Origin of the sequence: Pseudomonas sp. SMN11, assembly GCF_052041945.1 — a bacterium.
GTDB lineage: Bacteria > Pseudomonadota > Gammaproteobacteria > Pseudomonadales > Pseudomonadaceae > Aquipseudomonas.
The window spans coordinates 1-23,713 of record NZ_JBKGGW010000057.1 but is presented as its reverse complement, the minus strand read 5'-3'; the positions used below and the strand labels follow the sequence as shown (position 1 = coordinate 23,713).

The following is a 23,713-nucleotide window of genomic DNA, read 5'->3' as shown; positions in this document are numbered from 1 at the left end:
AGCGGGCAGCGACACATCCACCTCGGCCATCGGCCAGCTGAACACCCAGGTCAACGGCCAATACGGCTACCTGACCATCGACGAGAAGGGCAACGCGGTCTACCACTCCAACCCGGACGTGGTGTCCCCGCGAGATGCCGTCGACACCTTCGTCTACACCATCCGCGATGCCGACGGTGACGAAAGCACCACGACGATCACCATCAATGTGCATGACCCGCGCATCGAAGTGTGCATGGATGGCGAAGCCACGGTGTTCGAGAAAGCCCTGGACTTGAACAAGGATGGCAGCGATCTGGCCGCCGGTACGGTCACTGGCAGCGATCCGACTTCGCCCCTCGAAACAGCCTCTGGCAGCCTGGCCGGCTTGGCCAGTGGCGGCATAGGCGCCTTGTCCTACAGCCTGGTCAGCAATGCCGTTGGTCAGTATGGCCAGATTCACCTGAATGCAGATGGCAGCTACACCTATACCCTGACCTCGCCGGCCAACTCACCGACCCATGCCAACGATGGCGCCAACACCGTCACTGAATCCTTTACCTATCAGGTTCAGGACGCCTACGGCCACTCGGCCACCAGTACCATCGTCATCAGCATCGTCGACGACGTGCCCCAGGCCCATTGCGATTTTGTCAGCGTCTACAAGGGCGACGAGGTGCGCGGCAATGTGATGTACAACGATGTGGTCGGAGCCGACGTGCGCAGCGATGGCAACTATGTGGTCGGCGTGCGTGCCGGCAGCGACACATCCACTTCGGCCATCGGCCAGCTGAACAGCCAGGTGAACGGCCAGTACGGCTACCTGACCATCGACGAGAAGGGCAACGCGGTCTATCACTCCAACCCTGACGTGGAGTCGCCGCGGGATGCCGTCGACCGCTTCGTCTACACCATCCGCGATGCCGATGGCGACGAAAGCACCACGACCCTGACCGTCAACGTGCACGACGCAAGGCTCATGGCCTGCGAGGACCGCGATATCACGGTGTTCGAAAAAGCCCTGGACCTGCACAAGGATGGCAACGACCTGGCGCCAGGCAGCGCCATTGGCAGTGACCCAAGCTCGACCGGCGAAACGGCGTCCGGCTCGCTGGTGGGGTCGGTGTCCGGTGGTGTAGGGGCAATTACCTACAGCCTGGTGGGCAACGCGGTCGGCCAGTATGGGCAGATCAGCATCAACCCTGACGGCAGCTATACCTACACGCTGACCTCGCCCGCCAATACACCAGGTGCCGATTCGACGGTCGAATACTTCACTTACAAGGCCACCGATTCGCTGGGCCACAGCATCACCAGCAACATTGCCATCACCATTGTCGACGATGTACCCAATGCGATCTGCGCCGAGCGCAGCATCACGCCGGGCCAGGTGGACTCCAACATCCTGCTGGTGATCGATGTGTCCGGCAGCATGGATTTTGCTTCCGGCATACCCGGCCTGACCCGCCTGGATGCGGCCAAGCAGGCCATCGCTGCACTGCTCGACAAGTACGAAGACATGGGCGACATCAAGGTGCAGATCGTCACCTTCAGTGGTGGCGCGCAGATCCAGTCGGCCGAGTGGGTCAGCATTGACGCCGCCAAATCGATCGTCAACGGCCTGCGCGCGGGTGGTTCGACCTACTACGACAGTGCGGCCACGGCTGCCCAGACGGCCTTCTCCCAAAATGGCAAGCTGGCCGGCGCGCAGAACGTCAGCTACTTCTTCTCCGATGGCGAGCCCAGCTCCGGGCATGCCATCACCGCTTCCCGCGAAACCACCTGGGAAACGTTCCTCGACAACAATGGCATCAAGTCGTACGCCATTGGCCTGGGCAAGGATATCAATGCGGGCAATCTGAACCCGTTGGCCTATGACGGCAGCAGCCATACTGACACCAACGCGGTCATCGTCACCGACTTCAACCAGCTCCATGGCGTGCTGTCAGGCACCGTCCAGGGCTCGCCGATTACCGGCAGCCTGCTCAGCGATGGCACCTTTGGTGCCGATGGCGGCTTCATCAAGGCACTGCTGGTGGACGGCACCACCTACACGTACGACCCAAAAGCCAACGCCGGGCAGGGCGGTTACCTGGCCAGCGGTGGCGCAGATAACGCCAGCTTCGACACCACCGGCAATACGCTCACCATCAAGACCAGCCTGGGGGGCAGCTTGCTGGTGAACATGGACAGCGGCGAGTTCACCTACACTCCGCCCAAGGGCGCTGACTACTTGCAGTCCGAACGCTTCGGTTTCATGGTCAGTGACAACGACGGCGATACCAGCAGCGCCGACTTGCTGGTACTGATCAATGGCAACCATGCGCCGGTGGCAGGCGCGGACCATGTGATTACCAATATCACCGGTGCCAGTATCACCGTGCCGTCCGAAGCGCTGCTAGCCAACGACAGCGACGCCGACAACGACCATCTGAGTGCGGCTCCGATCACCGTCGATACAAACTTTGCCAGCAAGGGGGCAGGCTTCACTCTCGGCAACAGCGTTTCCAGCATCTCCTTCGATGGCCATGGCAACACGCTCGACAACCAGGTCAAAGCCCTGGAGCGCAGCGCCTTCACCACGGCAACCGGTAGCATGACGGCGGCGCTGGTGGTGCTCGGTTACCTCGGCAACATCAGCAGCAGCAACGCCAACGGCGAGGATGTAATCACTGTCAGCCTGCGCAAGGGCGAGACTCTGCAGCTGGACCATGATCGCCCTGACGGCAACGTGAGCCTGGAGTGGAAGGATGCCAACGGCAGCTACCAGCCCATTGCCGATGGCGGCAGCTTCACCGCCAGCCACGACGGTGTGTACAGCATCCATTTGGTCAACCAGATCAACCCGTCGGACCATAGCAAGGCTGACGAGAGCTACAAGCTGAGCCTGCTGGTCGATTACAGCAACGCCGTGAACGAAGTACATCAGGCCAGCTACACGGTCACCGATGGTCATGGCGGCAGTGCTACCGGTGCGGTGGATATCACCTACCAGTCCGGGACTACCCTGAACGGCACGGCAGGCAATGATGTGTTGATGGCAAGCAACGCCGACACCATTCTCAACGGGGGGGACGGCCATGATGTGCTGGTGGGAGGTGCAGGCAACGATCAACTGTACGGCGGCAATGGCAATGACCTGCTGATCGGAGGCGCCGGCAACGATCTGCTCGACGGCGGGGCCGGCAATGACACCGTCAGCTATGCCTCGGCCACCAGCGCGGTCACCGTAGACCTCAGCCTGGGCGGCCCGCAGAACACCCACGGCGCCGGCATCGACACCCTGGTCAGCATCGAGAACCTGATCGGCTCCGACTACAACGACACCTTGATTGGCAACGCCGGTGACAACGTGCTCAATGGCGGGCTGGGCAACGACGTGCTGAAGGGGGGTGACGGCAACGACACCCTCATCGGCGGGCCGGGCGATGACATCATGACCGGCGGCAACGGCAACGACACCTTCGTCTGGCAGAAGGGCGACACCGGGCATGACACGGTCACTGACTTCACCCCGGGCAGCGACCACCTGGACCTGTCGCAGCTGCTGCAGGGCGAGAATGCCACGGCGGCTTCGCTGGATGACTACCTGCACTTCAAGGTCAGCGGGAGTGGCAGCGATGTGGTCTCGACCATCGAGGTGAGCAGCGTGGCCGGCGCGGCGCCGACCCAGACCATCGACCTGGCGGGTGTCGACCTGGCCCAGCACTATGGCGTGACGGCAGGGGCGGGCGGGGTGATTTCGGCGGGGCATGATACGGCGACCATCATCAACGGGATGATCAACGATCATTCATTGAAGGTTGATACGGTGTAAGCAGGTCCGGCCTCTTCGCGGGTCAAGTCGGATCGCCGCACCGCCGCCCCTACAGGTAAGCGATGGCCCGTGTAGGAGCGGGCTTGTACCGCGAAGGGGCCGGAACAGGCGATAGCAGGGCTCAGCCTGATCGACGCAGGGTCTTCTGCTTGAGGATATACAGGCTTACCAGTACCGCACTGGTGAGCATGAAGGCCCTGGCCCAGAACAACGGGACCAGGTAGCAGGACAAGCCGATGCTTGCCCACATCAGCCCGATGGCGTAGACCTTGCCCTTGAGCGGAATGCCCTCGCCACTGAGGTAGTCACGTATCCACGGCCCAAGTTTGGGATGGTTCACCAGCCAATCGTGAAAGCGCGGTGAGCTGCGGGCGAAGCAGGCTGCCGCCAGCAGCAGGAACGGGGTGGTGGGCAACACCGGCAGGAAGATCCCCAGCACCCCCAGCGCAACACTGAGCCAGCCGATGGCCAGCAGCAGGTAGCGCACGGCCGACTCAGTGGTGGCGTGGCTTGAGCAGCGCCGGCTTCTCGTCTGGAGCGTGCAGCAGCAGGAACAGCGCGCTCAGTGCCTCCGGGATCTGCACGATCATGTCGTCCTGCAGGTTGGCGTTGCTGGCGATGTCGGCGAACTCGGGCTGTTCGTCGAACAGGCCGGAGCCGACCATGATCGGCAGCAGCATTTCGCTGACTTCTTCCTCGGCGTTTTCGAACCAGGCCTCTTCACGCAGGAACACGCCCTCCATGAAGCCGATGCACCAGCCGCGCAGGTCGGAATCGTCTGGCTCGTCGGTCAGGTCCAGGTCGCATGGCAGGTCGAATTCCTCGTCGCTGGCCAGTTGGCGGGCGATGTGGCCTTTGAGGGCCACCAGCGTCGCTTCGATCTCGGTGCGCTGGGCATCGCTGGCGTAATGGGGTTCTTCGGCGAACAGCGCGTCGATCCATTCACGCTCGGGGACATCCTCGGAGCAGATCGACAGCGCGGTCAGGTAGCCGTGTGCGGCGACGTAGTCCAGCGCTTCTTCGTGCAGCTCGTCGGCGTCGAGGAAGGCTTGCAGGCGGGTCAGTTGCTCGGCGAAGGACATTACAGGGCTACCTTGGGGAATAAACGATAGTGAATTCTAGCACCTTGCGGCGGCAGCGGGGCAAAGGGAACGTCTGTCACTGGGCATCCTGTGCGGGCCGTCACTACGGTATACTCCGCCGTTTTTCATCCAGGGGCGGATTTTCCCCACCCTCTGGCAAAAGCCGCTTACGTTTTTGGCGTGTGCGGGGCGGGTTTTTCGTCCAGCCTGTGTCCAGGATGGTACGGCGATTTGTGGAGTTGCACATGCTCGAACAGGCTCAGCGCGTTCTCAAGGATATCTTCGGTTACGACAGTTTCCGCGGGCGCCAGGCAGCGATCATCGAATGCGTGGCCAATGGCGGCGATGCCTTGGTGCTCATGCCTACCGGTGGCGGCAAGTCCCTGTGCTTCCAGGTGCCTGGCTTGTTGCGCCCGGGCCTGACGGTCGTGGTGTCGCCGCTTATCGCGCTGATGGACGACCAGGTCGCCACCCTCGACGAACTCGGCGTCGCCGCAGCGGCGCTGAATTCCACCCTGAGCCCGGAGCAGCAGCGTGACCTGGCCGGGCGTCTGCGCCGGGGCGAGGTGAAGATGCTCTACCTGGCGCCCGAGCGCCTGGTGCAGCCGCGCATGCTGGACTTCCTGCGTGACCTCGACATTTCGCTGTTCGCCATCGACGAAGCCCATTGTGTCTCGCAATGGGGCCATGACTTCCGCCCGGAGTACCTGCAGCTCGGGCAACTGGCCGAACTGTTCCCCCATGTGCCGCGGATCGCCCTGACCGCCACCGCCGACATGCGGACCCGCGAGGAGATCGTCCAGCGCCTGCACTTGCAGGGTGCCGAGCGCTTCCTGTCGAGTTTCGACCGGCCGAACATCTTCTACCGCATCGTGCCCAAGGAGGCGCCACGCAAGCAGCTGATGGCCTTCCTTGGCGAGCGACGTGGCAATGCCGGCATCGTGTACTGTCTGTCGCGCAAGAAGGTCGATGAAACCGCTGCGTTCCTCTGCGAGCAAGGTTTCCCGGCCTTGCCGTACCACGCCGGCCTGGCCGCCGAGACGCGCGCCGCCAACCAACACCGCTTCCTCAACGAGGAAGGGCTGATCATGGTCGCCACCATTGCCTTCGGCATGGGCATCGACAAGCCCAATGTGCGCTTCGTTGCCCACCTCGACCTGCCCAAGTCGCTCGAGGCCTATTACCAGGAAACCGGCCGTGCCGGCCGTGACGGCCTGCCGTCGGATGCCTGGATGGCCTACGGCCTGCAGGACATGGTGATGCTCAAGCAGATGCTGCAGAACTCCGAGGGTGACGAGCGCCACAAGCGCATCGAGCAGCACAAGCTCGACGCCATGCTGGCCCTGTGCGAAGAAACCCGCTGCCGCCGTCAGTCGCTGCTGGCCTATTTCGACGAAACCCTCGAACAGCCGTGCGGCCACTGCGACAACTGCGTCGACCAGGTCCAGACCTGGGACGCCACCGAGCCGGCCCGCCAAGCGTTGTCGGCGGTGTTCCGCACCGGCCAGCGCTACGGCGTGGGCCACTTGGTCGATGTGCTGCTGGGCAAGGATACCGAGAAGGTGCGCAACTTCGGTCACGAGAAACTATCGGTGTTCGGCGTCGGCAAGGGTCTGGCCGAGGCCGAGTGGCGTTCGCTGTTCCGCCAGCTGGTGGCGCGCGGCCTGGTCGACATTGACCTGGAAGGTTATGGTGGCTTGCGCCTGTCCGACAGCTGCCGGCCGCTACTGCGCGGCGAGGTGAACCTGCAGCTGCGCCGCGACCTCAAGCCACAGACCGTGGCCAAGACGTCCTCCAGCGGCGGCAGCCCGGCCAGCCAGCTGGTACGGGCCGAGGAGCGCGAACTGTGGGAGGCGCTGCGCACCCTGCGGCGCAAGCTGGCCGAAGAGCACAGTGTGCCGCCCTACGTCATCTTCCCCGATTCCACCCTGCTGGAAATGCTCCGCAGCCAGCCGACCAGCCTCAGCGACATGGCCCAGGTCAGCGGCGTGGGTGCACGCAAGCTGGAGCGCTATGGCCAGGCATTCCTCGAAGTGCTCAATGGCGCCGGTGGCACCGAAGAGGCGCCGAAGGTGGTGCTCGACTTGCGCCACGAGCTGGTCAGCCTGGCCCGCGCCGGCATGACCCCGGCGCAGATCGCCGGGCAGCTCAATTGCAGCGAGAAGAACGTCTACAGCCTGCTGGCCGAAGCCCTCGGCCGCCAGGAGCTGAGCCTGGAGCAGGCACTGGACCTGCCGGAAGACCTGATGATGGAAGTGCAGGATGCCTTCCTCGATGGCGAGGGTGAGTTGCCGCCAGTGTCGGCGATTGCCCCGTTGTTCGGCGCACGGGTGCCGGAAGGCGTGCTGTATTGCGTGCGTGCGGCGCTGGCGGCGGAGTTCGAGCTTTGATGGGCGGCATTTCCGTCAACTGCTGATGTTTGTCATCCTTTTTGACGATTATCGGACGTTTCCGAGGTGGGCAGCCTTGCCTGATGCCCCCGAGCATGGTTAGCTGACTAATAATTAGTTCTAGTCTATGAGTTGCTTATGCCCCTGACCGACAACCAACACCGCTTCGGCATGCAGCTGGCGCAGATGTCCCGTGGCTGGCGTGCCGAGCTGGATCGCCGCCTGGCCGGGCTCAATCTGTCCCAGGCGCGCTGGTTGGTGTTGTTGCACCTGGCCCGTTTCGAAGAAGCGCCCACCCAGCGCGAATTGGCGCAGAGCGTAGGCGTTGAAGGCCCGACCCTGGCGCGGCTGCTCGACAGCCTGGAAGGCCAGGGGCTGGTGCGTCGCCAGGCGGTGATGGAGGACCGGCGGGCGAAGAAGATCCAGTTGTGCCCACCGGCCAAGCCGCTGATCGAGCAGATCGAGACCATCGCTAATGCCCTGCGCCTGGAGCTGTTCACGGGCGTGGATGAGGCGGACCTGGAAGTGTGCATGCGGGTGCACGCCAAGATCCTCGCCAACCTCGAAAAATCCTGAATTTTCTGGGGCCGCAAAGCGGCCCCGGCCATCTAGAAGGTGTGCCCCAGGTTCAAATACACCGCCTGCTCATTTGCAGTATTGGCGCCATAACTCAGGTTCAACGGCCCCAGCGGCGTCTCCAGCCCCAGGAAGATGCTCGCCGCATTGATGTAGCCACTGTCGAACGCGTTGTCGTTGTTCCACGCCCGCCCGCGCTCAAGCGACCCACCGATATACAACGGGAAGTCCAGAGGCAGGTAAGCCCGGGGCGTCAGGCGCCGGTAGTACACCATCCGCAGCAGGCTGACGTTCTGCCCTGACACCGAGTCCTGGCGGAAGCCCGACAGCTCCCTCGCGCCACCCAGCACGAAGCTCGACGTCACCACCTCCGTCGGGTCCAGCGTGCGTCCATAGCGCCCACCCAGCACGAAGGTGTTCGGGCCGACGCTGAATGCCTTGTCCAGGTTCAGCAGCCACTGCCGGTAGTCCTCGTCCGAATCCAGCGACTTGTCGTACTTGCGAAAGGTCAGGCCGACGTCCTCGCCATTGTGCGGGAAGTACACGTTGTCGAGGGTGTCGAACGAGTATTTCAGCTCGTAGAAGCCTTCGTTGAAGCTGACGCTGGGCAGGTCCTGGTCGCCAATGCGCACGTCGGCCTCGCCCCAGGCCTTGCCCACGCCCAGGCGCACCTCGCCGGATGTGCCGATCTGACGGCCGACGTTGAGGCCGAAGCCATAGCGCTCCAGCCGGTATTCTGCGATCGGGTCGTTGTCCAGAGTTGCCTCGATGTTCTGCGAGCCGAAGTCCAGATAGGGCGCGACGAAGTAGCGCGAACCCACGTCCAGCGGCTGGTAGAACTCGCTGTACAACTCCTGCTGATCACCGATCTGGGCACGGGTCAGCCATTCCGCGCCCAGTCGGTTGATGCCGTTCATGCGGTAGCTGGCGCCGAGGTTGAAGGCGCTGTCGCCGCGCAGGTCGTCCGACAGGTTCAGGCCCAGGCGCAGGTAGTCGGTGCCGCCGCGTTTGCCGCGGGCGTTGATCACCAGGATGTTGTCGTCGCCCTTGTGCACCACGCGGTACTGCACCCGGTCGAAGTAGTCCAGGCCATACAGGGTGCCCATGTCGGTCTGCAGACGGTCGAGCGCCAGAGGTTCGCCAATTGGCTGGCGGATGTAATAGCGGATCACATCGTCGCTGACTTTCGAGTCGTTTTCTATCCTGATCGCGGTGATCACCGGCGTGCGCTGGCCCGGCGAGCGGGCCACAGCCAGGCTGGCGTCGCTCTCTGGTTGGCGCAGCGCGGCCAAGCGTGGGTCGAGCAGGCGGGTGGCGCGATAGCCAGCGTCGATCATGTCCCGGGCACGGCCGAAGTCGGTGACGCCGAAGGCGGCCAACTGTGGCTGGACCAGGATGTCATCGCGGTGCAGGCTGGCCAGTTGCTCCTCGGAGTTGCGCCGGGTCATCAGGGTGATCGACTGGTTGAGCACGTCGACCACCGTGGCCAGTTGCTTGCGGTCACGCAGCGGGGTGCCGATGTCGACCACGATGGCCAGGTCGACGCCCATTTCCCGGGCCACATCGAGCGGGATGTTATCGACCATGCCGCCATCCACCAGCAGGCGGCCATCCAGCTCGACCGGGGCGAACACCGCCGGGATCGACATGCTTGCGCGAATCACCTGCGGCAGGTGGCCACGGCTGAACACCACCTTCTCGCCGCTGGCGATGTCGGTGGCCACGGCACGGAAGGGGATCGGCAGTTTGTCGAAGTCGCGGATGTCGGCGGTGTGGGCCAGTTTGCTTTCCAGCAGCAGCGCCAGGTTCTGGCCCTGGATCACCCCCAGCGGCAGGCCGAGGCTGCCGTCGTCGCGGAAGCTCAGCTTCTGTTTGACCAGGAAGTCGCGGTCATCCTGCTTGCGCCGGAACGGCACGTCCTCCCGTGGCGGTGCATCGGACAGCGCCTGCTGCCAGTCCAGGGTGGTGGCAAGTTTTTCCAGCTCCTCGATACTGTAGCCGGAGGCATACAACCCGCCCACCACGGCGCCCATGCTGGTGCCGGCGATGGCGTCGATGTGCACGCCCTGTTCTTCCAGGGCCTTGAGCACACCGATATGGGCCAGGCCACGGGCGGCACCGCCAGACAACACCAGGCCGACCTTGGGGCGGGCAGGCTCGGCGGCGAATACGGTGAGGGCAGTGAGCGTCAGCAAAAGGCATAACAGCAGGCGGCGCATCGTGAGTCTCAAACCGAAGGCTAAAGACCGCTAGTATAAGCGGCCCATCACCTGGAGATGCCTCAGCATGGCCGACAACAAGCCGGAAATCGTCATCACATATTGCACGCAGTGCCAATGGCTGCTGCGTGCCGCCTGGCTGGCCCAGGAACTGCTCAGTACCTTCAGCGATGACCTTGCCCGGGTGGCGTTGGAACCGAGCACCGGCGGCATCTTCCGCATCACCTGCGCTGGCGTGCAGATCTGGGAGCGCAAGGCCGACGGGGGCTTCCCCGAAGCCAAGGTGCTCAAGCAGCGCGTGCGCGACCAGATCGACCCGCAGCGCGACCTGGGCCACAACGATCGCTGATCAGGCGCCCTCGGCCACGGCCTTGTGCCGGGGTGGCTGTTCGGCGGCCATGCGGCTCGACAGCACGATGGCGAAGATGATCAGCACGCCGCCCAGCAGCATGCGAAGGGTTGGCGTTTCGGCAAATACCGCCCAGGCCACAGCGATGCCGTAGACCGGCTCCATGGCAAACACTACGGCGGCGGTGCGCGCCTTGATCACCGCCAGGCTGGCCACGAACAGGCTGTGGGCGACGCCGGTGCAGAAGACTCCGAGCAAAGCGATCCACAACCAGTCGATGCGGGCGACCTGGCTCAGCCCCGGGCCAGCGAAGGGCAGCAAGCACAAGCCGACTACCAGGTTCTGCCACAGCGCCGCCTGCACGGCGGGCAAGCGCCCCGAGCCGGCACGGTTGGTCAGCGACAGCAGCGAGAACAGTAAGCCGGAAAGCAAGGCCCAGAGCAGGCCACCGGTGGCCTGGCTGGCCAGGTCGAATGCCGGGGTGACCAGGATCAGGCCGATGCTGACCAGCACCACCAGCACGCCTTCGTTGCGACGGATGCGCTCGCGGAACAGCAGGCCTTCGAGGATCACCGTGAAGGCCGGGAAGCTGGCAAAGCCCAGGGTGGCAATGGCCACGCCGCCGACCTTCACGGCGATGAAGAAACTGACCCAATGGCCGGCCAGCAGTACGCCACCGAGCAGTAGGCGGCGTACGTCTTGGCCGTTCAGGCGTCGCCAGCCGGGGCCGGTGAGGCTGGCGAACAGCGCCAGGGCCAGCACGGCGAAGGCGGCACGGCCAAAGACGATGATTGCCGGGCTGGCGCTGGCGGCCAGTTTGCCGAAGACGCCGGTCAGGCCGAAGAACAACGCGCCGATGTGCAGGGCGCCGAGGGCGGTGCGGTGGTTCATTGCAAGTCCTTTGATTCTTTACTGGCTTTGCTGGCCTCTTCGCGGGTAAACCCGCTCCCACAAGTACTGCACTGGTTTCAGAATCTGCAAGATCCCTGTGGGAGCGGGTTTACCCGCGAAAGGGCCGGTGCAGGCAAAGTGTAATGCCCCAGGCCAATGCATTCTGTCGCCATCCTGCCGTCAATTGTCGCCAGGCTCTCGCCGCATGGCCAGCGGCGAGCAACCAAACGCCCGCAGCATCGCCGCTGAAAAGGCGCTCTGCGAGCTGTATCCCACCTGAACCGCAATCTCACCCATCGGCAGCAAGGTCTGCGTGACCAGCCGCTTTGCCTTGAGCAGGCGCCGCTGGCGGATATAGTCCATCGGTGTCATGCCGCATTCGGCGCTGAACCGTGCATGCAGCCGGGCAATGGACAAACCGGCGATGCGCGCCAGGTCGGCCACTTGCAAGGGGTACGCCGCCCGCTGTTCGATATGTGCATCGAATGCGGCATAGGGCAGGCGATGGCTGGGCGTGACCCTGGCCGAGGCGCTGGAGTTGAGGCTGGCCAGCAACAGCACCGCGCCTTGCCGGGCGATCAGCGGGTCGTCCATGGGGCTCGCGGCCAGCCAGTCCACCAGTTGCTGCTGGCGATCATCCAGCCCCAGTGCGCCAGGCTCATCGAGCAGGCGTCGGCTGGTGTCGGCATGCGCCCCCAGTTGCTCGTGCAACCAGTGTTCTCCAGGCACATCCAGCACCAGGCAATCGCTGCCGACGTCGCTGGCGCAAGTGTGATGGGCGCCAGCGGGCACCACCATCAGCCCCTGGCGGGCAACCCTGGCGCCGTGGCCCTGCACCTCGAAATCCAGGCGGCCGTGCAGGCCGAACACCAATTGCGGGTGCTCGTGACTGTGAGCGATCAGCTCATCGCGGTAATGGCGCAAGGAAAGTATCGGGCCGGCCATGGGGCATCCTCGTGGAGCTGTCAGCCATTGTGCCGCATTCGTGGCAGACCATCACTCGTCACATCCCTGCCACCAACCTGTCATCTGTGCCTGCCAGTCTCCAGCAAACAGCGCCGGAGCCTGCCCATGACCCATGTCGAACTCTCTCGCCCGTCACGCAAGCAACGCGTGCGCACCTTGTGGATATCCGACGTGCACCTGGGCACACGTGACTGCCAGGCCGAACACCTGTCGCAGTTCCTCAAGGGCTACCAGGCCGACCGCGTCTACCTGGTCGGCGACATCATCGATGGCTGGAAGCTGCGCAGCGGCATCTACTGGCCGCAGGCCCACACCAATGTGATCCGCCGCTTGCTCACCATGAGCAAGCGCGGCACCGAGGTGATCTATGTCACCGGCAACCATGACGAATTTCTGCGGCGTTACTCGAAGCTGATGCTGGGCAACATCCAGCTGGTGGACGAGGCCGAGCACCTGACCGCCGATGGCCGTCGCCTGCTGGTGATCCATGGCGACCAGTTCGACGTGATTACCCGCTATCACCGCTGGCTGGCCTTCCTCGGCGACCGTGCCTACGAATTCACACTGGTGCTCAACCGCTGGCTCAACCATTGGCGTGCGCGCTACGGGTATGGCTACTGGTCGCTGTCGGCGTACCTCAAGCACAAGGTCAAGGGTGCGGTGAACTTCATCAGCGACTTCGAGGATGCCATTGCCCATGAATGCACCCGTCGCGGCTTTCATGGCGTGGTGTGCGGACACATCCACCATGCCGAGATTCGCCAGGTGGGGGAGGTGGAATACCTCAATTGTGGCGATTGGGTGGAGTCGTGCACGGCGCTGATCGAGCACTGGGATGGCAGCATCGAGCTGTACCGGCTGGCCGACGCACAGGCCCGCCAGGCCGAAGCCGCGACGGCCCTGCGCGAGCCGGCCTAGAGGCTGATCCTGCCGAGCAGTATGTCGCGGAACATGGCGAAGTCGCCGATCAGGCTGTACCACGGGTGCTTGAATGTTGCCGGCTTGTTCCGTTCGTAGAAGAAATGCCCGACCCAGGCGAAGCCGTACCCGCAAAACGGTACGGCCAGCAGCAGCCACCACTTGCCGCTACCGAGGGTGTAGGCAAGCAAGGCAATCACCAGGCTGGTGCCGACGAAGTGCAGGCGTCGACAGGTGGGGTTGCTGTGCTCCCCCAGGTAATACGGATAGAACTCGGCGAAACTGCGAAACTGCGCGGTGCTGGTCATGGGCAGTGCTCCGGGATTATCACTTTTGGACAGGATACACGGCGTGGAGCCTGAATCGAGTCTAGAGTCATTGGCGGTGCCGGCCAGTGACAATAGGCGCCAAATGAGTATCCTTGGGGTTCACCGCATGAAGCGGTCAGTATAAGAAGCCTGCCATGAGTGAAAGAACCACGTCAGCCAGCTGGGCATCAGGGATTGTCAAGGCGCTGGAGCTGGAAGGGCTCGATTGCCCGGCCATGTTCAAGCAACTGGGGCTGGATTTCGCTGCACTCGACGACCCGGATGCACGCTTCCCGCAGGACGCCATGACCCGCCTCTGGCAACTGGCGGTCGAACTCTCGGGCAACGAGGCCATCGGCTTGAACATGGCGCGGGTGGTGCGCCCGGCTTCGTTTCATGTGGTGGGCTATGCGTTGATGTCCAGCCGCACTCTGGCCGAAGGTTTCGAGCGGCTGGTGCGCTACCAGCGCATCATTGCCGAAAGCTCGGACCTGAGTTTCATCCTCGGCCCTGAAGGCTATTCGCTGATTCTGACCGTGCATGGCGATCATTTGCCGCCCACCCGGCACAGCGCCGAAGCCTCGCTGGCCTGCGCGCTGGCCTTGTGCAAATGGCTCAGTGGGCGTCCGGTGCAGCCGCGGCGGGTGCTGGTGCAAGGGCCGCAGCCCAAGGATATCGAGCCGTACAAGGTGGCGTTCCATTCCCCGCTTGTCTTCGGTGCTCCCCACGATGCACTGGTGTTCGAGCGGGCCGACATGGAAGCGCCATTGCCCACCGCCAACGAAGCCATGGCCATCCTGCATGACCGCTTTGCCGGCGAATACCTCGCGCGTTTCTCGGAAAGCCGCGTGACTCACCGGGTGCGCCAGGTGCTGTGCCGCATCCTGCCGCAAGGCGAACCCAAGCGCGAAACTCTGGCCCAGGCCCTGCACCTGTCCCAGCGCACCTTGCAGCGCCGCTTGCAGGAAGAGGGCACCAGCTTCCAGACCTTGCTCGACGACACCCGCCGCGAACTGGCCGAGCAATACCTGGCCCAGCCAGGCATGACGCTGCTGGAAACCGCCTACCTGCTGGGCTTTGCCGACCCGAGCAACTTCTACCGGGCGTTTCGCCGTTGGTTCGATGTGACTCCCAGCGAATACCGCGCCCGGCTGGGGGCGGAGCCCGCCGAGGTCAGTGACGCCAGAACGCCGGCATACACAACACCAGCACCGTGATGATCTCCAGGCGGCCGAGCAGCATACCGGTCGACAGCACCCATTTGGCGGCATCCGGCAGCGTCGAGTAGTTGCCCGAAGGGCCGACCACTTCGCCGAGGCCTGGGCCCACGCCTGACACAGTGCCGGCAGCGCCAGTCAGTGCGGTCATCCAGTCAACGCCCAACAGCGACAGCAGCAGGGCCATGACGCAGATGGTGATGGCGAAGAAGAACGAGAAGGTCAGGATCGAGCGGACGATTTCTTCGTCCAGGCGATGGCCGTTGTACTTCTGCTTGATTACCGCGCGTGGGTGGATCAGCTGGTTGAGGCTGGCCTTTAGCAGGATGTAGGCCACCTGGAAGCGGAAGATCTTGATACCGCCGGCGGTGGAGCCGGAGCAGCCGCCGACGAAGCCCAGGTAGAAGAACAGCATCAGCGAGAAGTTGCCCCACAGGCTGTAGTCGCCCAGGGCGAAGCCGGTGGTGGTGACCACCGAGGTCACGTTCAGCGCCACGTGGCGCAGGGCGTCGAGCCAGTGCAGGTTGGTGGTGTACCAGTACCAGGTGCCGAGCACGATCCAGGTGACCACCAGCATGCCCAGCAAACCTTGAACCTGCTGGTCGCGGATAAGGGCCTTGCGGTTGCCGCGCAAAGTCGCCACGTACAGCGTGAAGGGCAGGCTGCCGAGGATCATCACCACCACTGCAACCCAGTGCACGGCGGGGATGTCCCATTTGGCCAGCGACTGGTCAGAGGTGGAGAAACCGCCGGTGGAGATCGCTGACATGGCGTGGTTGATGGCATCGAACGGGCTCATGCCCGCCCACCAGAAGGCCAGTGCGCCAAAGATCGAGAAGCCGACGTATACGCCGACGATCGACTTGGCGACCATGTGCGAGCGCGGCATGACCTTTTCCGAGCGGTCCGACGACTCGGTCTGGAACAGGCGCATGCCACCGATGCGCAGCAGCGGCAAGATCGCCACCGCCATGGCGATGAAGCCGATGCCGCCGAGCCAGTGCAGCATCGAGCGCCACATCAGAATGCCCGGTGACATGGTGTCGAGCCCGCTGAGCACCGTGGCGCCGGTGGCGGTGATGCCGGACATGCTCTCGAAGAAGGCGTCGGTGTAGCTGATGTGCTGGGTCAGCAGGAAGGGCAGAGCGGCGAAAATACACACCACCACCCAGCTGCTGACGGTCAGCAGGTACATGTCGCGCGGGCGCAGGTGGACGTGCTCGGGGCGGCCCTGGACGACCAAGGCCAGGCCTGCGATGAACGTGATCAGGCTGGACCAGAGGAACGACGGCATGTCGCCTGTGCGCTCGAAGATCACCAGCGTTGCCATCGGCACGGCCATGCCGACGGCGAGGGTAATCAGGAAGATGCCGATGATGAAACCAATGATCCTTAAGGTCGGCAACGCCATGTGATCTGCTCTGACTCGAAACGGAAGGGCGCCATTCTACCTATGGGTCTGGTGATGTAAACGCTAGAATGGCCGCACATTCACCTGCCAGGAGGGTAGCCGATGGAGGCTCTCGACGCATTGCTCAACCGTGTTTCCGTGCCGCGCCTGACCGAACCTGCGCCCAATGAGGCCCAGCGCGAGGCGCTGTTCCAGGCCGCCCTGCGCGCACCGGACCACGGCCAGTTGCGGCCGTGGCGCTTCCTGACCATCGAGGGTCAGGGCCGCGACAAGCTCGGTGAACTGTTCGCCGAAGCGGTGCAGCACAAGGGCGACGCCAGCCCGGCTGCGCTGGACAAGGCACGCGCGATGCCGCTGCGTGCGCCGTTGCTGATCGTGGTGATCGCCAAGCTGCAGGACCACTTCAAGGTGCCCAAGTCCGAGCAGCGCCTGGCGGCGGGTTGCGCGGCCCATGGCATCCTGATTGCGGCGCATGCCCAGGGGATCGGCGCGGTGTGGCGTACGGGTGACATGGCCTTCGATGCCCATGTGCACAAAGGGCTGGGCCTGGCCGAGAATGAAGAGTTGATTGGCTACCTGTATGTCGGTACGCCGATGGCCGAACCGCGTACGGCGCCGATTCTGGAAACCGCCGAGTACGTCAGCGTCTGGGGCGAGTAACGCGCTGGCTTCTTCGCGGGTAAACCCGCTCCCACAGGGTTCGGCGCTGGCTTCAGGCCTGAGTGAACCCAGTGGGAGCGGGTTTAGCCGGGAAAGGGCCGGTGGGTCCAGCATCACTTCAACTGCCTGTCACAACGGTCAGTGGCAACTCCAACCTGGCCACGAACCCACCCTGCGGGTGATTCTCCAGCACCAGGCTCCCGCCATGCCGCTCGGCCGCCTTGCGCGCAATGGCTAGCCCCAGCCCGTGCCCCGCTGCCTCCTGCCCTGGCGCGCGGAAGAACGGCTCACCCAACTGCGCCAAATGCTCCGGCGCCGCCCCCGGCCCATGGTCACGCACGCTCAGCATAATTTTCTCCTGCTCGCGCTGCGCACTGATTTCGATCGGTTGCCCCTCCGGGTTGAAGCGCAGGGCATTGCGCACCAGGTTGTCCACAGCACGCTCGATCAGCGTCGGCCAGCCTTGCAGCGTCAGCCCCGGCTGCGCCTCCAGCTTCACTTCCTGCTCCGGCGCACTGAGCTGAGCGTCCTTGCGCACGCTGCCGAGCAGCGCGTTGAGGTCGACAGGCTCGGCATGGGCCTGCTCGGCATCGACCCGGGCCAACGTCAGGATTTCGCTGATCAGGTCTTCCAGGCGGTCGCATTCCCGGGTCAGGCGTGGCCACAGGGCCAGGCGCTGTTCGGTTTCGGCGCGTTCGGCCAGGGCCAGGGCAATGCGCAGGCGGGCCAGTGGTGAGCGCAGCTCGTGGGACACGTCGCGCAGCAGTTGACGCTGGCTGCCGATCAGGCTTTGCAGGCGCGCGCCCATCTTGTTGAAGTCCTTGGCCAGCACGCCGAACTCGTCACGCCGGGCGGCCAGGCGGGCCAGGCTGTTCTGCTGGTAGCTGGCTTGGCCAAGGTCGTGCACGGCGCCGCGCAGGCGGCTGAGCGGGCGGGTGATCGACAGGGTCACCAACAAGCTGAACAAGGTCAGCACCACCAACGCGATACCCAGGGCACTCAACGGCCAGAGCAGGCTCTCGCGGTGCCAGGCGTCCAGCTCTGGGTGCGGGATGCGGTAGATCAACAGATAGGTGTTGCCGCTGTCGGGGCTGGTGTATTCCTCGGTCAATCGGCGCCAAGGCAGGCGGCGCTCGTCATTGTGCTGGCGCGCCTCGAATGCCGCCGCGCGGCGCGGGAAGGTGCCGGGCACCACGGCATCGCCGCTGTCGTCGAGCACCTGCACATCGATCTTGTAGCGCTCCTTGCGTCGCTCCAGGAACGCTTGGGCAGACTCCAGGCCCTCCTGCTCGTAATGCTTGGCCCAGTGGCTGGCCATGGTCTTGAGGCCCGGGTGGCGGCTGAGGATCCAGGCGTCCTGATTGAGCATGTGGCCCAGCAGGATCGACAGCCCCGCGACCAGGGTGATAGCCAGCCAGAAACTGGCCAGGATGCGCCAGAACAGAGAACGCAAGAGCACCTCCTGAAAACGGGAAAAGCCCGGCCCGCTTGAGGGCGGGCCGGGCATTGGGGGACAGCTTACTGGGCCTTGCCAGCTTTTTCAGCTTTCCAGGCCTGGAACTCCTTCCATTCAGCCTTGCGAGCTTCGCGTTCCTTCTGCAGTTCGTCGAACTTCTTCTGCTGGTCAGGCTTGAGCAGCGCGCGCACCTGGCTGTCGGTCTTGTCGTGGCTGGCCTTGAGCTCGTCTTTCATGGCCTTCTGGTCGGCTGCCGGCAGCTTGTCCAGGTAGCGCTCGGTGATTTCGCGGCGGTGCTGCATCTGCTCACCCATCAGCTTGCCGATCTGCTGGCGCTGGTCGCGGCTCAGGTCCAGTTGGGCGAAAGGCGCATCACCGCGATGATGCGGGCCGTCGTGACGCGGGCCGCCTTCAGGCATGGCCATGGCCACAGTCGGCAGGGCGGCGGCGAACATCAGGGCGATAAGGGTCTTGCGCATGGTGTCTCTCCTGTCATGGGCCGGTGTTTACCGGATGAGCTCAGTCTAGGGAGATCAAGGTCAAGCGCAGTCAGCGGACGGTAAAGGCAGGGTAAAGATGGGGCACAGGCGGCCCCAAGCAGGTTTACAGGCTGTAGTAGTAGCCGCGGCTACGCAGTGCCACGATCCGCGGCCGACCATCGGGGTGTGGGCCGACTTTCTTGCGCAGGTTGCTGACGTGCATGTCCAAGCTGCGGTCATACAGGGTCAGCTTGCGCCCCAGGGCGATCTGCGCCAGCTCCTGTTTGTCCAGCGGCTCGCCCGGCTGGCGCAGCAGCGCCTCGAGGATGCGGCTTTCGGACAGCGTCAGGCTCATGTCGCGGCCATCGATGCTGACCACGCCACGCACCGGGCTGAACGCCAGGTCGCCGATCTCCAGCTGGGTGGTGGTGGCTGTGGGGTGGCTGCGGCGCAGCACGGCGCGCAGCCGGGCGGTGAGCTCACGAGGGTCGCAGGGCTTGGCCAGGTAGTCGTCGGCGCCCAGCTCCAGGCCGAGGATGCGGTCCAGGGGTTCGCCGCGGGCCGACAGCATCAGCACCGGCAGCTCGGCGTGTTCGCTGCGCAGCTGCTTGAGCAGCTCCAGGCCGCTGCCGTCGGGCAGCATCACATCCAGCACCACGGCCGCCGGGGCCTGCTCGGCCAACGCCTGTCGCGCGCTCTGGCCATCGTGGCAGGCGCGGACCGCAAACCCTTCCTGGGTCAGCCAGCTGCCGAGCAGCTCGCAAAGTTCCTGGTCATCATCAATCAGTAACAGCTCGCTCATGACTCACTCAATTCAAATCGACGGCGTCTGACGCGCTCGCCAGTGGCAAAGATACCGCAGACTGGGGACGACTGTGAATTCGAGCGGGGCAGGCCGCGTCGCCAGCGTGATCGGCGACGCGGGGGCCGGTCAGGGCAGGACTTGCTTGAACGGCTTGACGATGACCTTGTCGTACACGCCCGCGGCGATGTACGGGTCGGCATCGGCCCAGGCCTGGGCGGCGGCCAGGGAGTCGAACTCGGCGACAATCAGGCTGCCGCTGAAGCCGGCTTCACCTGGGTCGTTGCTGTCGATGGCCGGGTGCGGGCCGGCCAGCACCACGCGGCCTTCGGCCTTGAGCTGTTGCAGGCGCTCGATGTGCGCCGGGCGTGCGGCCAGGCGTTTTTCCAGGGAGTTCGCGACGTCGCTGGCGATGATGGCGTAGAGCATGTCAATCCTTGGGTTTGGAGGTGGAAGGGTCGTCGTGCAGGTGACGCGACAGGTACACACCCTGCGCCACCAGGAAGATCACGGTCATGCCCAGGCTGCCGAACACCTTGAAGTCGACCCAGAAGTCCTGGAAGGTGAAGGCCACGAACAGGTTGGCGGCGCCGCAGAACACGAAGAAGGCGATCCAGGCCACGTTCAGGCGCGACCAGATGGCATCGGGCAGGGTCAGCGCGTGGCCCATGATGCGCTTGATCAGCACCCGGTCGCCGATGAAGTGGCTACCGGCGAAGCCCAGGGCGAACAACCAGTTGACCACCGGCGCCTTCCACTTGAGGAAGGTTTCGCTGTGGAAGGTCAAGGTCAGGCCGCCGAACACCAGGCAGGCGACCAAGGTCAGCCACTGGCCTTTTTCCAGCTTGCGCTGACGCAGGAACAGCGCGCCGTACACCACCAGCGAGCTGATGATCAGCATCGCCGTGGCGCTGTAGATGCCGCCGAACTCGAAGCTGTGGCCGGCGACGTCCAGCGGACGTGGGTCGAGCTTGTAGACGATGAAGAACAGCAGCAGCGGGATGAAATCGATGAATTGTTTCACAATGGCAGCCAGAATCGGGATGTGACGGCATAATAACAAACATCGAATCCAGCGAAAGCGCTCCTCCATGAATGTTGATCTGCACTGTCACAGCACGGCCTCCGACGGCGCCCTGTCGCCCACGGACCTGGTCGCCCGGGCCCATGAGCACGGGGTGCAAACGCTGGCACTGACCGACCACGATACCCTCGAAGGCCTGCCCGAGGCGCGCCAGGCCTGCCATGCGCACGGCATGCGCTGGGTCAGTGGGGTAGAGCTGTCGTGCACCTGGGGCGGCGCGACCATTCATGTGCTGGGCTACAATTTCCCGCTCGATGCCCCGCCGTTGCTCAAGGCTATCGAGGCCCTGCACCGTGGCCGCTGGTTGCGCGCCGAGGAAATCGACAAACGGTTGGCGGCCAAGGGCATGCCGGGCGCCCTCGACGGCGCGCGGGCCGTGCAGCAGGAACTGGGGGACAGCGGCAACGCTCCGGCGCGGCCGCACTTTGCCGAATTCATGGTCCGCGCCGGCCATGTCAAGGACCGTGCCGAGGCCTTCCGCAAGTGGCTGGGGGCCGGCAAGCTGGGCGACGTCAAGCAGCACTGGCCGACGCTCGAGGAAACTGTTGCCACCCTGCGCCAGTCCAACGCCTGGGTGAGCCTTGCACATCCCATGCACTACGATCTGACCCGCAGCAAGCGCAGGCGGCTGATTGCCGACTATATTCAGGCAGGCGGGCAGGCGCTTGAAGTGGTCAACGGGATGATGCCGGCCGAGCAGGTGGGCACGATGTCCATCCTTACCCGTGAGTTTGGCCTGCTGGCAAGCGCTGGCAGCGATTTCCACGGCCCCGGCACCTGGGGCGAGATCGGTGCCTACCGGCCATTGCCCGAGGACTTGCCACCTCTGTGGCGTCGATTCAGCCATGAACAGCCTATGGCGTTATGAACAGGACGACTTCGTGAGCCAATTTTTCCAGATTCATCCGGAGAACCCCCAGCCGCGCCTGATCCGCCAGGCGGTGGAGATCATCCGCAAGGGCGGCGTGGTGGTCTACCCGACCGACTCGGCCTATGCCCTGGGTTGCCAGATCGGCGACAAGGCGGCGATCGAGCGGGTGCGCCGCCTGCGCGGCCTGGACAAGACCCACAACTTCACCCTGATGTGCTGCGACATGTCGCAGCTGGGGCTGTACGCCAAGGTCGACACCGGCATCTTCCGCCTGCTCAAGGCCCATGTGCCCGGGCCCTATACCTTCATCCTCAACGGTACCCGCGAAGTGCCGCGCCTGCTGTTGCATGAAAAGCGCCGCACCATCGGCTTGCGCGTGCCGGACCACGCTATTACCTTGGCGCTGCTGGCCGAGCTGGGTGAGCCGCTGATGAGCGTGAGCCTGATCCTGCCGGGCGACACCGAGCCGATGACCGACCCCTACGAGATCCGCGAGCGCCTGGAGCACCATGTTGACCTGGTCATCGACGGTGGTTTCGGCGACCTCAAGGCTTCGACCATCATCGACCTGTCCGGGGACGAGCCTGAACTGATCCGCGAAGGCTGCGGCGACCCCACGCCGTTCATGGTCAACGCGTGAGCCAGCTGGAAGCACCCGAGGCGCCGGCCGAACAGATCGAGCCGCCGCCACAGCAGTTGCAGCTGGCGCTGGTCTACGGCGAAGCGCTGACCGAAATGCCGGTGGACCTGTACATTCCGCCGGACGCTCTGGAAGTCATCCTCGAAGCCTTCGAGGGCCCACTGGACCTGCTGCTGTACCTGATTCGCAAGCAGAACATCGACATCCTCGACATCCCGGTAGCGGAAATCACCCGCCAGTACATGGGCTACGTCGAACTGATGAAGAGCGTGCGCCTGGAACTGGCCGCCGAGTACCTGGTGATGGCCGCCATGCTCGCCGAGATCAAGTCGCGCATGCTGCTGCCGCGCTCGGCCGAGGTCGAAGAAGAGGAGGGCGACCCACGCGCCGAGCTGATCCGCCGCCTGCAGGAGTACGAGCGCTTCAAGGCCGCCGCCGAAGGCATCGACGAGCTGCCGCGGGTGGGCCGCGAGATCGTCGTGCCGCGTCTTGACGCGCCCCAGGCAAAGGTGCGCAAGCTGCTGCCGCAGGTCAGCCTGGAGGAGCTGCTGGTGTCCATGGCCGAAGTCATGCGCCGCAACGACCTGTTCGAGAGCCACCAGATCACCCGCGAGACGCTATCTACCCGCGAGCGCATGAGCGACGTGCTGGAGCGCCTCAAAGGCGGCGCCTTTGTGCCGTTCGTCGAGCTGTTCACGCCCGAGGAGGGCAAGCTTGGCGTGGTGGTGACCTTCATGGCGATCCTTGAGCTTGTGAAGGAGTCGCTGGTCGAACTGGTGCAGAATGAACCCTTTGCGCCGATCCATGTGCGGCTACGCCCCGAGTCTGTCGAAGAACCTGATGAATCTGAATGAACCCCGCGACCTGGCGTCGCTGATCGAAGCCTTCCTGCTCGCCTCGGGCAAGCCGCAGTCCCTCGAGCGCCTCTATGAGCTGCTCGAAGAGGCCGAGCGCCCTGAGCCCAAGGTCTTCAAGAAAGCTCTGGAATTGCTCGCCAAGTCCTGCGCCGGGCGGGCTTTCGAGCTCAAGGAGGTGGCCACCGGTTACCGCTTGCAGATTCGTGAAGATTTCGCGCCCTGGGTTGGCCGGCTGTGGGAGGAGCGCCCGCAGCGTTATTCCCGGGCCTTGCTCGAAACCATGGCGTTGATTGCCTACCGCCAGCCCATCACCCGTGGCGAGATCGAGGATGTGCGCGGCGTGGCGGTCAACAGCAACATCATCAAGACGTTGATGGAGCGCGAGTGGATTCGCGTGGTCGGCTACCGCGAGGTGCCCGGGCGCCCGGCGATGTTCGCAACCACCAAGGCATTTCTCGATCACTTCAACCTCAAGAGCCTGGACGAGCTGCCAGCGCTGGCCGAACTGCGCGAGATGGAGCCGGAGCCGCTGCTCGACCCGGATGATGCCCCGGTGCCTGCGCATATTCAGGCCTTGGCCGATGCCAGCCTGGGTGAAGAGGAGGCAGTCGGTGAGCCAAAGGAGGAGACCAGCTTCCGCAGCCTTTTGGTTGAGCTTGATCAGATGGAAGAAGGCCTGAAGACCGATTTCGATGACCTTCGCGAGGAAGAACCTGAGGCCTCGGTGGAGGACGAGGGCAA

The 23,713-nt window shown here is 64.2% G+C and carries 23 protein-coding genes; 11 read left to right on the top strand and 12 right to left on the bottom strand.

What is annotated here, in order from left to right; genetic code table 11:
- Window positions 1–3,796: Ig-like domain-containing protein (locus ACLEJU_RS27625; RefSeq protein WP_440776765.1), on the top strand; the 3,796-nt coding region annotated here is incomplete at its 5' end.
- A gap of 121 nt (window positions 3,797–3,917) precedes the next feature.
- On the opposite strand, the gene ACLEJU_RS27620 is transcribed toward ACLEJU_RS27625, so the two are convergent.
- Both ACLEJU_RS27620 and ACLEJU_RS27615 read right to left on the bottom strand, forming a co-directional pair.
- Window positions 3,918–4,283 carry a YbaN family protein gene (locus tag ACLEJU_RS27620; protein WP_435425084.1) on the bottom strand — a complete coding sequence of 122 codons (366 nt, stop codon included), beginning with the start codon at window positions 4,281–4,283 and terminating at the stop codon, window positions 3,918–3,920.
- 7 nt (window positions 4,284–4,290) lie between these two features.
- Window positions 4,291–4,878 carry a YecA/YgfB family protein gene (locus ACLEJU_RS27615; RefSeq protein ID WP_012315632.1) on the bottom strand — a complete coding sequence of 196 codons (588 nt, stop codon included), beginning with the start codon at window positions 4,876–4,878 and terminating at the stop codon, window positions 4,291–4,293.
- A 245-nt stretch (window positions 4,879–5,123) separates the two neighbouring features.
- On the opposite strand from ACLEJU_RS27615, the gene recQ reads away from it, so the two are divergent.
- Window positions 5,124–7,268, top strand: a complete 2,145-nt coding sequence (gene recQ, locus ACLEJU_RS27610) for a DNA helicase RecQ (protein WP_159411596.1) — start codon at window positions 5,124–5,126, stop codon at window positions 7,266–7,268.
- Between the two features lie 138 nt (window positions 7,269–7,406).
- Window positions 7,407–7,844 (top strand): MarR family transcriptional regulator, encoded by a 438-nt coding sequence (locus tag ACLEJU_RS27605; RefSeq protein ID WP_103446399.1) that lies wholly within the window; start codon window positions 7,407–7,409, stop codon window positions 7,842–7,844.
- Between the two features lie 32 nt (window positions 7,845–7,876).
- On the opposite strand, the gene ACLEJU_RS27600 is transcribed toward ACLEJU_RS27605, so the two are convergent.
- The gene (locus ACLEJU_RS27600) at window positions 7,877–10,063 is read right to left on the bottom strand and encodes a patatin-like phospholipase family protein (RefSeq protein ID WP_435425083.1); all 2,187 of its coding nucleotides are present in this window, start codon (window positions 10,061–10,063) and stop codon (window positions 7,877–7,879) included.
- Window positions 10,064–10,130: 67 nt separating this feature from the next.
- On the opposite strand from ACLEJU_RS27600, the gene ACLEJU_RS27595 reads away from it, so the two are divergent.
- Window positions 10,131–10,412, top strand: coding sequence for a SelT/SelW/SelH family protein (locus ACLEJU_RS27595; protein WP_435425082.1), 282 nt, complete (start codon window positions 10,131–10,133; stop codon window positions 10,410–10,412).
- Here the strand turns inward: ACLEJU_RS27595 and ACLEJU_RS27590 are convergent, their stop codons facing one another.
- Together ACLEJU_RS27590 and ACLEJU_RS27585 are read right to left on the bottom strand one after the other, a co-directional pair.
- Window positions 10,413–11,303, bottom strand: coding sequence for a DMT family transporter (locus tag ACLEJU_RS27590; RefSeq protein WP_435425081.1), 891 nt, complete (start codon window positions 11,301–11,303; stop codon window positions 10,413–10,415).
- A 180-nt stretch (window positions 11,304–11,483) separates the two neighbouring features.
- Window positions 11,484–12,248, bottom strand: coding sequence for a helix-turn-helix domain-containing protein (locus tag ACLEJU_RS27585; RefSeq protein WP_435425080.1), 765 nt, complete (start codon window positions 12,246–12,248; stop codon window positions 11,484–11,486).
- Between the two features lie 126 nt (window positions 12,249–12,374).
- On the opposite strand from ACLEJU_RS27585, the gene ACLEJU_RS27580 reads away from it, so the two are divergent.
- The gene (locus ACLEJU_RS27580; RefSeq protein WP_159411591.1) at window positions 12,375–13,187 is read left to right on the top strand and encodes a UDP-2,3-diacylglucosamine diphosphatase; all 813 of its coding nucleotides are present in this window, start codon (window positions 12,375–12,377) and stop codon (window positions 13,185–13,187) included.
- Here the strand turns inward: ACLEJU_RS27580 and ACLEJU_RS27575 are convergent.
- Complete coding sequence (locus ACLEJU_RS27575) at window positions 13,184–13,495, bottom strand: Mpo1-like protein (protein WP_435425079.1); 312 nt, start codon at window positions 13,493–13,495, stop codon at window positions 13,184–13,186. The two genes, ACLEJU_RS27580 and ACLEJU_RS27575, sit on opposite strands and share 4 nt — an antisense overlap.
- A gap of 155 nt (window positions 13,496–13,650) precedes the next feature.
- Between ACLEJU_RS27575 and ACLEJU_RS27570 the strand changes: the two genes are divergently transcribed.
- Window positions 13,651–14,712, top strand: a complete 1,062-nt coding sequence (locus ACLEJU_RS27570; RefSeq protein WP_435425078.1) for an AraC family transcriptional regulator — start codon at window positions 13,651–13,653, stop codon at window positions 14,710–14,712.
- Here ACLEJU_RS27570 and ACLEJU_RS27565 read toward each other — a convergent pair.
- Window positions 14,669–16,123, bottom strand: a complete 1,455-nt coding sequence (locus tag ACLEJU_RS27565; RefSeq protein ID WP_435425077.1) for a TrkH family potassium uptake protein — start codon at window positions 16,121–16,123, stop codon at window positions 14,669–14,671. The genes ACLEJU_RS27570 and ACLEJU_RS27565 overlap by 44 nt on opposite strands.
- A gap of 102 nt (window positions 16,124–16,225) precedes the next feature.
- Here ACLEJU_RS27565 and ACLEJU_RS27560 point away from each other — a divergent pair, with 102 nt between their 5' ends.
- Window positions 16,226–16,783, top strand: coding sequence for an NAD(P)H nitroreductase (locus ACLEJU_RS27560; RefSeq protein ID WP_435425076.1), 558 nt, complete (start codon window positions 16,226–16,228; stop codon window positions 16,781–16,783).
- Between the two features lie 118 nt (window positions 16,784–16,901).
- Here ACLEJU_RS27560 and ACLEJU_RS27555 read toward each other — a convergent pair whose 3' ends face one another.
- From ACLEJU_RS27555 to ACLEJU_RS27535, 5 genes are all read right to left on the bottom strand, one after another.
- Complete coding sequence (locus tag ACLEJU_RS27555; RefSeq protein WP_435425075.1) at window positions 16,902–18,242, bottom strand: ATP-binding protein; 1,341 nt, start codon at window positions 18,240–18,242, stop codon at window positions 16,902–16,904.
- A gap of 59 nt (window positions 18,243–18,301) precedes the next feature.
- Window positions 18,302–18,718 carry a Spy/CpxP family protein refolding chaperone gene (locus tag ACLEJU_RS27550; RefSeq protein ID WP_159411586.1) on the bottom strand — a complete coding sequence of 139 codons (417 nt, stop codon included), beginning with the start codon at window positions 18,716–18,718 and terminating at the stop codon, window positions 18,302–18,304.
- A gap of 124 nt (window positions 18,719–18,842) precedes the next feature.
- Window positions 18,843–19,520, bottom strand: coding sequence for a response regulator transcription factor (locus tag ACLEJU_RS27545; RefSeq protein ID WP_110636848.1), 678 nt, complete (start codon window positions 19,518–19,520; stop codon window positions 18,843–18,845).
- Between the two features lie 129 nt (window positions 19,521–19,649).
- A complete protein-coding gene (locus ACLEJU_RS27540; protein WP_008091826.1) occupies window positions 19,650–19,949 on the bottom strand; it encodes a YciI family protein in 300 nt (99 codons plus the stop codon).
- 1 nt (window position 19,950) lies between these two features.
- On the bottom strand, window positions 19,951–20,544 hold the full coding sequence (locus ACLEJU_RS27535; RefSeq protein WP_218278067.1) for a septation protein A: 594 nt from the start codon (window positions 20,542–20,544) through the stop codon (window positions 19,951–19,953).
- A gap of 67 nt (window positions 20,545–20,611) precedes the next feature.
- Here ACLEJU_RS27535 and ACLEJU_RS27530 point away from each other — a divergent pair, with 67 nt between their 5' ends.
- From ACLEJU_RS27530 to scpB, 4 genes are all read left to right on the top strand, one after another.
- Complete coding sequence (locus ACLEJU_RS27530) at window positions 20,612–21,472, top strand: PHP domain-containing protein (RefSeq protein WP_435425074.1); 861 nt, start codon at window positions 20,612–20,614, stop codon at window positions 21,470–21,472.
- 13 nt (window positions 21,473–21,485) lie between these two features.
- Window positions 21,486–22,115, top strand: a complete 630-nt coding sequence (locus tag ACLEJU_RS27525; protein ID WP_085675920.1) for an L-threonylcarbamoyladenylate synthase — start codon at window positions 21,486–21,488, stop codon at window positions 22,113–22,115.
- A 128-nt stretch (window positions 22,116–22,243) separates the two neighbouring features.
- Window positions 22,244–22,969 carry a segregation and condensation protein A gene (locus tag ACLEJU_RS27520; RefSeq protein ID WP_435425086.1) on the top strand — a complete coding sequence of 242 codons (726 nt, stop codon included), beginning with the start codon at window positions 22,244–22,246 and terminating at the stop codon, window positions 22,967–22,969.
- A partial coding sequence (gene scpB / locus ACLEJU_RS27515; protein WP_440776764.1) for an SMC-Scp complex subunit ScpB occupies window positions 22,956–23,713 on the top strand: 758 nt, incomplete at its 3' end. The genes ACLEJU_RS27520 and scpB, both read left to right, overlap by 14 nt.